This window comes from Herbinix hemicellulosilytica (assembly GCF_002904165.1).
Classification (GTDB): domain Bacteria; phylum Bacillota; class Clostridia; order Lachnospirales; family Lachnospiraceae; genus Mobilitalea; species Mobilitalea hemicellulosilytica.
The window spans coordinates 37,434-50,131 of the sequence record NZ_CVTD020000007.1 but is presented as its reverse complement, the minus strand read 5'-3'; the positions used below and the strand labels follow the sequence as shown (position 1 = coordinate 50,131).

Genomic DNA, 12,698 nt, shown 5'->3' with positions numbered 1-12,698 from the left:
ATCCTCTAATAGAATATATTAACAAGGAGTCCAAAATATTCATCTGTCATACAATCCGTCCACAGAATAGTTGCTTGCCGCATTCCATAAAAGCCATTCCCTATACCCTGAAGCATATACAGCCTCAATTTGCTCACGGACCTGCTTACCTGTATAAACCTGGTAATTCCGTATCCATGAAGCGGTAAAGTCCTGCAGCCAGGGCCTTACTATTGCTTTATGTTCCCCTTCGGGTATTTGCTCCAATTTTTCCCTGGATACCATAAGAACCTTCCTGATAATCTGATACGGTTCTAAATCCGGATATTCTACCCCATAATTGCCTTCCGCAAAATGAGACGGATAAATCATAGGACAAATATAATCCAGATATCTGGCCATTTCCACATAATTCTGACCTACCAGGCTTGCGTCAATAGTGCTGCTTATAATAGTTCCGTAAACATCCGCCGATACAAATACTCCTAAAGGCTTTAGCTTTTCGTATGCATATTTTGTAAATTCAAGAATAATTTCTTCTTTTGTTTTTTCCTCAGCCAGTGGTCCAAAATCGACATCAGACATACCCTTACCTGTCGAAAAACGGATATAGTCAAACTGTATTTCTTTAAAACCCACTTCCGCTGCCTTTGTTGATATTTCTATCAGATAGTCCCAAACTTCTTTATTGTAAGGATTAACCCAACTTTCTCCGTTATTGTCCCGGTAAATTGTACCGTCCTTGTTTTTAATGGCATATTCCGGTTTATTTTCGGCTAAATACGGATCTTTAAAGGCAACTATTCTGGCTATAGGATAAATGTTTTTTTCTTCAAAAAGTTTCATTAAATCAGCTATATCATGGATGGTATTGGTGGTTGCACCGATATCATGAGCCATGGTATTTTCCATGTTGAACGTAATCCTGCCGTTATCATCCTTTACATCTATTACCATAGCATTTATTTCGGTTGAATCGGCTATTTCAATCAGTTGATCCCTTTTATACATAATAGCCAGGGATGTAACATAAATTCCCTTAACCTTTACCGATTTTCTCGGGTCATCTTCCCTATAAACTTCATTACTTTCCTTTCCGTTTTCAGGCTTATTGTCTTTATTTTTACCTTCCGTATTATCCGCCTGTTTGTTATCCTGCTTTATATCGCTAGCTTCATCTTTATTATTCATTTGGTCAACATGATTTTTTTCATTGATATTTTCATCCTTGCCGTTAACCGAATCGGCATTATCTTTGACTAAATAATAGTCATCGGTATTATCCGCTTCCAATTCAGATATTTTCTTTGCGTATCCGTTATTTGCTTCATAAGAACTGTTTTTTCTTAGGCTATATTCCCCTCCTGTTTTAATCCTGATGGCATAATAGGTGCCAAGACCAGCAATAACAGCAAGAATAAAAACAATTATAACCCCCAGAAATGTATTATAACCCCTTCTTCTTTTGCGGTAAGTTTTTTTATAATCTATATACATGTTAATTTCGTTCTTTTTTCTCATGTTTTTACTCCGTTTTCTTCTTATGGTAACTTTCAATAATTATATGATAAAGCCATATATTGGGTTAGTCAAGTTTGGACATCCGCTTGTATGACTTATGGTGCGGTAAAGTTTTAAGTATAAAAATTTAAAAGGATAGGCATACAACAGATGCTTATCCTTTATTGTTGATGTAAAATATTTTATTATGCATTAAGACCGCAGCATTTTTTATATTTTTTGCCGCTGCCGCAGGGGCAAGGATCGTTTCTACCGATTTTCTTTCCTTTTACAACAGTTCCTGAACTTTTCTGTTCTCTGTAAAGCTCTTTCCTGCGTTCTTCGGTAAGCAACTGATCCCATTCTTCCAGATTATACAGCCAGTCGGCTTTGGCAGCTACCATATTATAATAAAGTTTTTCTTTATCATAATTTAAGCTGACTAACGTATCCTTGTCCATCTCTTCAATAGGGTTAGGAGTTACCAGGCTGTCATTTATACCGTCCAAAAATCCGACAAAAAGTTTAAGGTCTGTACCAAATTCTTTTGCCAGATCTTCAACGGTTCCTTCCCACACCTTGTCCGGATTGGCAAGCAATTTTTTATATATTTCCTTTTCAATATTAAAATAGTTTGCCCAGAACATCTGACCAGCTCTGCTGTTCATATCATAGGCATAAGCATAATCTCTCCATTCCTGAAGTAGACCCATAATTTCATCCTTCCCTAGTACTGTATTTTATAGTCAGTAATTATATCATATAAACCTTACAATATCCAATATTAAAAAATTTTAAAAAAAATTTCTTTCAATGTATAAATAAAGAAAAACTGTATCATAATAGTAATGTCCTTATATAGAATATTCTGTATAGGATAAAATGCGTATGCTCTTTTCATAATTGGACTCCCCCTCCAATTATGGGCACTAAAGACAAGTAAATACTTATCCTCCCCTTTTTTGTAAAAGTCCGGCACAATGGCGTGCCGGACTTTTTTCATATCCCATAAAGGCGTAGTGGGTTGTTATTTATGCTTATAATTATTTCTATTTTTTTAAATAACCTTATTTTGATAAAGCGCCTGACTTTTTGTTATCTGTCAATGATTCGGCTTGTTTCTCCTGTTCTTTTTCAATCTCTCTAATACGTTCAATTAAGGACATTTCTCTTGAAATTAGTGCGTTAACTATTCTGTTTAAAGCAACAGTTAGAATTATAAAGCCGATTGGCACCAGAACTATAAGACAACATAAAATGAAAAACAATCCATCAAATTCTAAAAAACGTCTGTTATCAAACACTAAAATAGCTGATATAAGTGAAAATAATACACTTAAACCTGAAAAAAATATCAAAATATTTTGTAATTTTTTTAATTCTGAAAACATAACCTCACTACCTTTGCAGTCTATTGTTTAATAATTCTAATTTATTCCATCATAAGTTTACTATATTTTACTTTATTTTTCAATAAAATTAAATAATTTTTATTACTCAATAGATTCTATTGCGATAAATAATTATTTTAAAATTTTTAAACTTATAAAGCTTATTTTATACTCACCTTGTAATTTGAAATTACAATCTTAATTTTAGCAAAATGCCCGCAGAAAAAATGCAAATAGCTCTAATTAAAATTATCCTTTTACTAACAGGTGATATGCTTATATAAATCCGGTTATATATCCTGGAACACGAACATATTATGATATAATTGAAATATACCAGCAGGTAACCGGATATGAAGCAGGTTAGAATAATGGTTTTAAGTAAAAGAAAAATCAAAAGAAACCTCTTCATAATACTCTTTTCTTTTATTGGCTTATACTTGCTTATCTCTCTGTACTTTATCAATCATTTTCTTTTCCGTACCGAAATAAACGGTGTCAATGTGTCTTTAAAAGCTCATCGGAATTTTTCAAATATTATAAGTAAGTATATTAGGGAATATGACATCCTTATAATAGAACGAAGCGGAGAAACAGAAGTTATAACCGGCCATGAAATCGGAATGAAATATAATAACGGCATTTCCTTACATAGGATTTGGTGTATCCAAAATCCTTTTATGTGGTTAAGCTCTTTATTTAAAAGCAGCAAGTTTTACATTAAAGACCTCTTTATTTATAACGCTGAACTTCTCGACATAAGGATTAACCGTCTAAATTGCCTAAACAGAGAAATAATAAACCCCCGTAACGTAGATTTTAAATATATCAACGGTTCCTATGAAATAATCAAAGAAATAGACGGCAATAAAATAAATAAATTTTACCTTAAAAAAGCCCTTATAAAATACATATCCGAAGGAAAACGCATTTTAGACCTGGATAAAATGAACTGCTACGAAAAACCGAAGTATACCGCAAGCTCTAAAAAGACTATTAAAACAAAAAACCTTTTAGATAAATATGTTTCTGCAAAAATAACATATCGGTTTGGTAAAGATACAGAAACTTTAGATGCAGCGTCCATACATAAATGGCTAAAAGTTGATGAAAATTTAGACGTTATTATAAACAATAATGATGTGGCGGCTTATGTTCGGGAACTCAGTAAGAAATACGATACCGTAGGCATTAAACGGACTTTTCTTACTTCTACCGGTAAAATAGCGGAATTGCAGGGTGGTCTGTACGGCTGGAAAATCGACCGGAATGCAGAAACAGAAGCGTTAATCAATCATATTAAAAAAGGGGATAAAATTGAAAAAGAACCTGCATACCTTCAAAAGGCTGTTTCCAGATATGGCAACGAAATAGGAGACACCTACATAGAAATCAATATAACAAAGCAGCATCTGTGGTTTTATAAAGACGGAAAAATGATAGTCCAGGGGCCTGTAGTTACCGGAAATCCTAACAGGGGCCACGCCACTGTACTTGGTGTATATATGATAAATTACAAGCAAATGAATGCCACTTTAACCGGGCCCGGTTATGAAGCAAAAGTAACCTATTGGATGCCCTTTTTCGGCAATATCGGTTTGCATGATGCCCCGTGGAGATATCGGTTTGGCGGTGACATTTACCTTAGAAACGGCTCACATGGATGTGTTAATGCCCCCTTATATCTGGCTAAAACTGTTTTTGAAAATATAGAAGAAGGAACTCCCGTAGTAGTCTATGAGGAATAATAACTTTATAAGTAACCCTATTTCGGATTAAACAGCAACAACCCACTGCAAAAAAGCAGTGGGTTGATTTATGTTATCAATAGTTTTATTTCACTTTAATTTTAAATGTAAATTCCTTCTTTGTTCCGTCTGCCAACTCTGCTGTTACTTTAATTTTTACTGTGCCTTTCTTTTTGCCGGTTATTTTTCCGTTTGAATTAACTTTTGCGATTTTGCTGTTACTTGATGAATAACTTATCTTTACTTCATAGACAGCGTTTTGTTCTTCAATACTAAAATCTTTTACTGCAGTAAGAGCATCCGGCAAAGAAAGTTCTATTTTGGCAGTTTTTCCTACTTTAATTGAACTTTTTGATACAGCAACATTTATATCATTGAAATAATCATAAACTGTGGCTTGTCTGATTTCAAAATTTTTTATTATATATCCGGAATAATTCCCCGTCCCGACAATTACGACTGTTGCTGTTCCCGGATAAATATTATTTATATATGAAACCGTATAATCAATGTTCTCGGTCAAGCCGGGTATTTTTACTGTCGGCTTCTTTACATTCCCGTCATAATAAAATATTGCCCTGGATAATTGGGCTTCATACAAAGAAATATCCGTTACAGGTGAAATAGTATTCTCATCATATAAATTTGTGTCAATACTTACGCCGTTATTATTTTTTTCAATATTTTCACTTACAGCGCTGTTTTCATTATATACGCTTTTATCATTTGCATTATTGTTTTCGCTTATTGAGTCTTCATTTGTATACGGATATATGTATGAAGGAATAGAAGGACTTGATATATAATAATAAGAATCCGCATTCTCTACCTGTACCAGTCCAAGACTCACAGGAATTCTGCCATAGGGTACCGCATCAGAAGGGTCGGCGCAGTAAAATATTCCGTCCGTATAGTCCGTCAATAAAATTGCATGGGCTCTGGGTTTACGGTTTTGGTGATACAAAACAATGCCTTCCGGATGCTGTTGTAATAATGCAATCGATTCATTTACCGGATCATTTGCGAATTTGGCCTTATTTACGGTAATACCGGCATATGTAAATGTATATTTCAGACCTATCCCGTCAACCCAAGCCTGTACTTTTACTTTATCTACCGTTATATCTTTCCAATTTGGATTTCCAGTCAAAATGGCAGCCCTTCGTATCAACATAGTGGCAGCTACTAAGGTACACTGCATATCTCCGTTTACCTGCTTTAAAAAAACATCCGGATGATTAATTTCATCAAAACTTGCTGCTTTTGAATATGTTATAAAATTATAGCTGCCATAAAAGCATGGGCTTAAAATCAAAACAGTTAAAATTATTGCTATACCCTTCTGTACCCTCACCCGGTTTCCTCCTCGGTATTATTTTTACATTCCTTAAATATTTTTCATAATTTGATTAATTTTGTATTATTATAAAGCAAAAATATGTCAAACTTGTGCCATTAAACGTAAATCCTATGTATTAAAAAGCAATTTTAGCTAATGTACCGTAATCTCAGTTATATTTATTTAAATTTGCTTTTACTTATCAGTTACAATTTCGCCGGCTTTTACCAGTGAAGCCTTTGATACGGCGGGACCAATAATAGAATATATAAATGTAGAGCAAAGGACTATAACTCTTATCTGAGCAGCATAATCAGGGACAATCCTGCTTGCCACTGCAACCAGTCCCAAGGCCACTCCTGCCTGAGGCATCAAGGTAGGTCCAAGATATTTGCAAATCTTTTCTTCCTGTTTTGTAACAACACCGCCAAACCAGGCTCCAAGGCATTTTCCTATGACTCTTGCCACTACATAAACAACACCGATAATTCCGATACCTTTAAGAGCAGAAATCTTGAAACCTGCCCCGGATACCACAAAAAACAGCATTAAAATCGGAGGGTTAAAGGCTTCAGTGATTTCGACAATTTTATTGATATCAGTGAATATATTTGCCAAAACTCCTCCCAATGTCATACATGCCATCAGCGGAGAGCCGCCTAACATTACAGATGTCCAATAAGTAAATAAAATAAATGAAATTATAATACATAAGCGGTTTGAAGGTTTTTTAAACCAGCGGAACATAAATTTCATTATAAAACTTAGGCATGCGCCAATTACAAAAGATATTAATATCTCATAAAAAGGAGAAAGCAAAGCTAAAAGAAGGTTAAAATTCTTTTGGCTGCTCATCATATTAACAATTGCTGTGGCAAAGCCAAATCCGATTAAAGCCGTTGCATCATCAATAGCTACAACACTTATCAGCATTGATGTCAAGGAACCTTTTGCTTTGTACTGGTTAATGACCGCTATAGTCTGTGCAGGCGCTGTAGCGGCAGCTATAGCTCCAAGCATAATCGACAGTTTTAAATCAAATCCCAGCAGTACAAGGGCCCCTAAAACAAAAATTATAGCCCCAAATGATTCCGTTGTTGCAATTAAAATAGGCGCGATTCCTACCTTCTTAAAATACTTCAGGTTAAATTCGGTTCCTATAGAAAATGCTATAAAACCCAGCGCTATATCAGATATAAGATTAAAATTTTCCACCATATCTGCAGAAATAATATTTAATACAGAAGGTCCCAATAAAAGACCGGCTATCAAGTAGCCAGTCACATTAGGCAATTTTATTTTTTTAACTAACCTGCCAAACAGAATTCCCGATATAAGAAGGAGTGCCACGTCAAATATTACTTCATTTTCCATTTCTCTTTATCCCCTTTGCATAATCTATTGGAAAGCTGAATACTACTCCGTTATTGTCTTGTGTTAGGTCACCAACAATATTTTCTATAATATCAACTACTTTGTTAAGCTGCTCATCTTCTATAATCATAAATATTACATAACTGTTTTCTCTTTCCGGGTTAAGAAAGTTACGTAAGGATGCCAAAAACGGCAGTTCATCTTCGTCATACTTACTGCTTAAAATTTTCGCCATACCTGTACTTTCAATAATGGTTGCCCCATTAATACCGTTATGGGCAAACTCATCCAGCAGAGTATCCAGATACTCTGTCTTATTCAGTACATAAAAAAAGAGTCTCATAACAAAAATATCCTCCAATCAAATCCTGTTTTATTAATTATAAAACTGTACTTTTTATTATTCAATCTTAATAGAGACCAATTTTTTCAAATTTGATACCGATTTTTTTGTTATAATGAATAAATAATCATTTGATTTAACTAATAAACCCATGCTTATGATACACTTCCCACTACTATACGCTAAGGTAACAGACCATAGATTAAGCCTATATTCATTTTTTCTGTTTCCGAAGCTTTGGCGATAATTCCTGATAAACGTATTATAAGCCTTTATATTATGTAAATCCTGAGCGTATCTAAAAAAGCCCGGCACATTTAATGCCAGGCTTTTTATAAAGCGGCAGGTTCTTATATTTCTTTATGTTTTAAGTAATTTTAAATCTACTGTTCTTCACTAAAAGTAAGGGTAAGAGTAATTTTTTTGCCGTTTCTTACTACAACCGCCTTTACCGTATCTCCTGCTTTATAATTTTCTTTGATTTTGTCCAGTTCTGTCATAGTACGGACTTCTTTCCCGGCAAGGGAAATAAGTATGTCTCCGTTTTTAATACCGGCTTTTTCCGCTCCGCTTCCTGGAACAACTTCAACAATATAAATTCCTACCGGCAAACCGTAATAGCGGGATAACTGCTCAGTGATTTCCTTTCCGCTTATGCCTATAAACGGTCTTCCTTTTACATAACCAAACATTATAAGCTGATCAATAATAGGCTTAGCTTCGTTTATAGGTATGGCAAACCCCAGTCCTTCCACACCGCTAACAGATATTTTTGCGGTATTGATACCTATAACCTGCCCTTTGGAATTAACCAGGGCTCCACCGCTGTTGCCAGGATTTATGGCGGCATCAGTCTGAATTAAATTTAGGACTTTATCATTTATATTTATTGTCCTGTTAAGGGCGCTTATTACTCCTACAGTTACGGTACCCTGAAACTCCAGCCCCAACGGATTACCGATTGCAACTGCCAGTTCACCTACTTCAAGTTCGTCCGAATCGCCCAAGATTGCGGCCGGAAGATTTTTCTTGTCAATTTTTATTACAGCCAGATCGGTTTTTGAATCCCCACCTATAAATTTAGCCGCTGCCTGCTGCTTATCCGAAAGAAAAACTTCCAATGTTGTATTTTTGCTCAGTGAATTTTTAGGATCGGCATACTGTACCACATGATAATTTGTCATAATATATCCGTCATTGCTTATTATAATGCCTGATCCTTCATACTCAGATTCGGTCATTTCATCTGTGGAATACCAATATCTCGGGCTTTTTGTTACCATTCTTATACCGACAATAGACGGTCCGACTTTTTTTGCAATATTTTTTACTGACATTTCCCCGTCTGTGGCAAGCAGCAGGGCATTTTCGAGGGTAATATCTGAATCTGATATAATATATTCTTTCTGTTGCGTTTTTACTCTTAGTTCTTTAATCTCATCGGATAGCTTCGTATATATTGCTCTTCCTGTAATAAAGCCTGTCATAAGGCAGCTGGCAATCAGCAAAAAAACCGTTCCCAAAATACTTCCTGCTTTTTTTCTCTTATTCTTTTTTGATATTTCGTAATTTAAAAATCGATCATCAAACACACTTATCACCTCCAACGAGTTATTGCATACGGGAATGAATAAAGAATAAAATGAAATCATATAATGTCCCAAGTTTATGTACTCTTAAAGCAATAAATATAATAAAGCGTTTTAAACCTCCTTTTAAATTTAAACAAATACTCGCGCGAATGCATTAGCAGCTAAAAGGAATGTTAAAACGCCTATGATACATTTATGGAAGCTATACTCAAATTTTATAAAATTATACAATTTTTGTCAATATAAAGTGCCTAACAAATAGATATTGCATGAATATTCAGACATAAACATTATTACATACTTCATAACTTAGCATTTATATTATCATACTCTTAAATATGAACATATCTTATAAAATTAAACTGGTATGATTTTAGAAATCATTATATTTTATACATTTTATCGGCATGATTTATTGAACATTTATATCGAAATTTAATTTTTCAAGAAATTTTCACATTTCTTTTCACATTTCAATATATTATTTCACCATCATGTTTTATCTTTCATATCCTTATGCATCTTAGCATTCCTGCACCTTTTTGAAAAAGTAAAATACAGATACCATGCTAAACTGAATGATAATATATAAAGCAAAGGAACAACTAATTCACCTACAATCATTTTGCCGAACGACTCATATTGATCTGCCGAATTTCCAATTAAATTTTCCTTTTTTAATATATTAAAAAATATAATTAAATAATTCAAAACAGAATAAAGGGTTCTTATAATTATATATTTTTTGGCTGCGCAAGAAAAATTTTCTTTCATTCTGAATACTACAACAGCGGTATAAATCGTATAAAGAATAAATATACCTCCTATAACAAAAAACAATACTCCTAGTATAGGAATATGCCCCATATACTTGTACTCCTGGGATGCAAAAGATAAAGACTGCAAAGGGTCTATGCCAAGTATCATAATTATAAACAATATCAATAGTCCTTTATTATCTTCTCTATACTCAAAAGGCTTTCGGAATTCGGAATTCATAAATACCTCCTAATATTCGACTTATTTTCTTAAATTACAACAAATTTCCTATAGTTAATAAATACCTTATCTGTTACATTATAAAGTGTATATCAACTTATTTATTACCATATTACACCCATATGACAATTTCAGTAAAGTTTAAAATTAAACACTTTACCAAATCAGATGGGTATAATAAAAAACATCTTATTTTGACAAAATTATGCACCAAATTACCTTTATATTATGTTCTATTGAATCATATTGTGTATAATGTTATAATTACTTACACAAAAAGGGGCTATACTATAATTATTGCTTAGGGGGAAAAGTAATGTTTAAAAAGTTTTATGAAAAATCAACATCTTTTTTTCGCAATTTCAAAAAAGAGTTGGTAAATTCAAACAATGGGGGTTTATTTACATCATTAAGATCAAAATTGATTGCCATGTTCTTAATTCCGGTTTTTTGTATTATATTGCTCGGAATTGTGTCATATAATCTGGCTTCTTCGGGAATTATAAGCAATTACAAAAAGTCTACAGCCGACTCCATTAATATGGCTGCGGAATATTTACGATTTGGTTTTGACAATGTCAAATCTACCAGCAACCAATATGCCAGCGATAATAATCTTACAAAATATCTGCAAAACAAAGGCGATGTTGTTGAACTGATGAACCTGAAGAATACCACTTCAAAATCTATTGCAGCAAGACTCACATCTGACGAGTTTATCAAAAATATTTACATAATATCAAGTAAAGCCAAACCAATTATTTCTACAAAGATTCAAATCAGTGATACTTTTTTTGACGAATTTTCAGAAACCGAAATCGGCCAGTATTTACTGAAAAATCCTTTTAATATTTTATGGGATGGCCAGGACGATTATCTGGATGAAAAACTTCAGACAAACCATGATGTTTATTCCATTCGTTTAGTCAGATTATTAGGTAGCTTAGACTCCGTTCTCATTATAGAAGTAAAAGCCGATACGGTTAAGAACATCCTTGCAAATTTATCATTTGATGCTTCCGGATTTTTAGGATTAATAACTCCCGACGGGCGTGAAATAATAGATATGTCCAAGAAAGAAGCGCCTCTTTCGGATGATGTAATATTTACAAACCAAACATTTTATCAGGAAGCCGTAGCATCTGAAAATATTTCCGGTTCATACGACGTAACCTATAAAGGAAAGCCTTATCTTTTCATTTACTCAAAAGTAGGCGACACGGGAGCTATGGTATGTTCACTGACTCCTTTGTCAGTAATAAACAGACAAGCCAACAATATCAGACGTACTACATTTGTTATAGTTGTAATCGCCTGCTTTATTGCATTGCTTACCGCAGCACTGTTATCCACCGACATAAAAAATACTATCAGCAAAATAAATTCAGCATTAAGAAAAGCTGCTCAAGGCGACCTTACGGTTCAATTTTCTGCCAACAGAAAAGACGAATTTAAAGCCCTGTCCACAGAATTGCAGACTACAATAGATAATATGAAAAAACTAATCCAGCAGGTAAAAGACCTGAGTTTGGAAGTATCACAGTCGTCTTCCAAAGTGTCAAAGGCTTCCGAGGCATTTTTAAAATCTTCCGAAGATATATCAAGGGCCATGAATGAAATTGAACAAGGCGTCAACTCACAGGCACTTGAAGCCGAACAGTGCTTGCTTCAGATGGACACATTGAGCAAAAAGATCGAGGTAGTAAGTGAAAATACTAAGGAAATAGGCCAGATTGCAGGAAATACTAAACAACGGGTACTAGAAGGAACCGTTGTATCCGACGAACTGAATAAACAGACCTCTTCCACAATTTCCATTACTAAGGGCATAATCAGTGAAATAGAAAAACTGGCCGAAAAATCTTCATCAATCAACAGAATCATAAATGTTATTAACGATATAGCCAACCAGACCAACCTGCTGTCACTTAATGCATCTATTGAAGCTTCCCATGCAGGTGAATACGGCAGAGGTTTTGCAGTAGTTGCTGATGAGATCAGAAATCTGGCTGAGCAATCCAAATCGTCAGTCAACGATATTAAGAAAATTATAGACAGTATAATAAAAGACACCAAAAATCTGGTTGAAACCGCAAGAAATGTTGAAAATGCCCTTAAACTTCAGGAAAGTGCAGTAAAAAATACAACCGATTCCTATCAGGAAATTAATGAAAGTGTTGAAAAATTGGTTGTATTTTTACAGGAAATATCCGATAATGTTGACAGTATAAATACTACTAGAGTTACAACTTTGGCAGCTATTGAAAATATATCTGCCGTACTGGAAGAAATTGCGGCTGCTTCCAATAACGTAAGCCAGACCTCAGACGATCAGCTGCGTTCTGTTGAAAGCCTTAATGAAGCCGCTGTGCGCCTGGACACCTATGCTGATAATCTAGCCAAGGAAATACAGAAATTTACGGTATAAAACAT

General features: G+C 34.2%; 10 protein-coding genes. 2 read left to right on the top strand and 8 right to left on the bottom strand.

Annotated elements, in window-relative coordinates; translation table 11 throughout:
• Positions 1-39: 39 nt before the first annotated feature.
• From HHT355_RS00980 to HHT355_RS00970, 3 genes are all read right to left on the bottom strand, one after another.
• On the bottom strand, positions 40-1,500 hold the full coding sequence (locus HHT355_RS00980; protein WP_103201595.1) for a putative glycoside hydrolase: 1,461 nt from the start codon (positions 1,498-1,500) through the stop codon (positions 40-42).
• Between the two features lie 185 nt (positions 1,501-1,685).
• The gene (locus tag HHT355_RS00975) at positions 1,686-2,192 is read right to left on the bottom strand and encodes an SEC-C metal-binding domain-containing protein (RefSeq protein ID WP_103201594.1); all 507 of its coding nucleotides are present in this window, start codon (positions 2,190-2,192) and stop codon (positions 1,686-1,688) included.
• A 354-nt stretch (positions 2,193-2,546) separates the two neighbouring features.
• On the bottom strand, positions 2,547-2,870 hold the full coding sequence (locus HHT355_RS00970) for a hypothetical protein (RefSeq protein WP_103201593.1): 324 nt from the start codon (positions 2,868-2,870) through the stop codon (positions 2,547-2,549).
• 353 nt (positions 2,871-3,223) lie between these two features.
• On the opposite strand from HHT355_RS00970, the gene HHT355_RS00965 reads away from it, so the two are divergent.
• Positions 3,224-4,618 carry a L,D-transpeptidase family protein gene (locus HHT355_RS00965; protein ID WP_103201592.1) on the top strand — a complete coding sequence of 465 codons (1,395 nt, stop codon included), beginning with the start codon at positions 3,224-3,226 and terminating at the stop codon, positions 4,616-4,618.
• A gap of 85 nt (positions 4,619-4,703) precedes the next feature.
• Here the strand turns inward: HHT355_RS00965 and HHT355_RS00960 are convergent, their stop codons facing one another.
• The 5 genes from HHT355_RS00960 to HHT355_RS00940 all read right to left on the bottom strand — a co-directional run bounded on the left by HHT355_RS00960 (position 4,704) and on the right by HHT355_RS00940 (position 10,265).
• Positions 4,704-5,972, bottom strand: coding sequence for an Ig-like domain-containing protein (locus HHT355_RS00960; protein WP_103201591.1), 1,269 nt, complete (start codon positions 5,970-5,972; stop codon positions 4,704-4,706).
• A 180-nt stretch (positions 5,973-6,152) separates the two neighbouring features.
• On the bottom strand, positions 6,153-7,331 hold the full coding sequence (locus HHT355_RS00955; RefSeq protein WP_103201590.1) for a cation:proton antiporter: 1,179 nt from the start codon (positions 7,329-7,331) through the stop codon (positions 6,153-6,155).
• Positions 7,321-7,674, bottom strand: a complete 354-nt coding sequence (locus HHT355_RS00950; protein ID WP_103201589.1) for a hypothetical protein — start codon at positions 7,672-7,674, stop codon at positions 7,321-7,323. Before HHT355_RS00950 ends, HHT355_RS00955 begins: the two co-directional genes overlap by 11 nt.
• Positions 7,675-8,057: 383 nt before the next feature.
• Positions 8,058-9,266 carry a S1C family serine protease gene (locus tag HHT355_RS00945; protein ID WP_242967479.1) on the bottom strand — a complete coding sequence of 403 codons (1,209 nt, stop codon included), beginning with the start codon at positions 9,264-9,266 and terminating at the stop codon, positions 8,058-8,060.
• A gap of 492 nt (positions 9,267-9,758) precedes the next feature.
• The gene (locus HHT355_RS00940) at positions 9,759-10,265 is read right to left on the bottom strand and encodes a hypothetical protein (RefSeq protein WP_103201588.1); all 507 of its coding nucleotides are present in this window, start codon (positions 10,263-10,265) and stop codon (positions 9,759-9,761) included.
• Positions 10,266-10,581: 316 nt separating this feature from the next.
• Between HHT355_RS00940 and HHT355_RS00935 the strand changes: the two genes are divergently transcribed.
• On the top strand, positions 10,582-12,693 hold the full coding sequence (locus HHT355_RS00935; protein WP_103201587.1) for a methyl-accepting chemotaxis protein: 2,112 nt from the start codon (positions 10,582-10,584) through the stop codon (positions 12,691-12,693).
• Positions 12,694-12,698: the final 5 nt, after the last annotated feature.

Coding starts and splice junctions, on each gene's coding strand:
- HHT355_RS00980 (WP_103201595.1), bottom strand. CDS start 1,500: ATGAGAAAAAAGAACGAAATTAACATGTATATAGATTATAAAAAAACT.
- HHT355_RS00975 (WP_103201594.1), bottom strand. CDS start 2,192: ATGGGTCTACTTCAGGAATGGAGAGATTATGCTTATGCCTATGATATG.
- HHT355_RS00970 (WP_103201593.1), bottom strand. CDS start 2,870: ATGTTTTCAGAATTAAAAAAATTACAAAATATTTTGATATTTTTTTCA.
- HHT355_RS00965 (WP_103201592.1), top strand. CDS start 3,224: ATGAAGCAGGTTAGAATAATGGTTTTAAGTAAAAGAAAAATCAAAAGA.
- HHT355_RS00955 (WP_103201590.1), bottom strand. CDS start 7,331: ATGGAAAATGAAGTAATATTTGACGTGGCACTCCTTCTTATATCGGGA.
- HHT355_RS00950 (WP_103201589.1), bottom strand. CDS start 7,674: ATGAGACTCTTTTTTTATGTACTGAATAAGACAGAGTATCTGGATACT.
- HHT355_RS00940 (WP_103201588.1), bottom strand. CDS start 10,265: ATGAATTCCGAATTCCGAAAGCCTTTTGAGTATAGAGAAGATAATAAA.
- HHT355_RS00935 (WP_103201587.1), top strand. CDS start 10,582: ATGTTTAAAAAGTTTTATGAAAAATCAACATCTTTTTTTCGCAATTTC.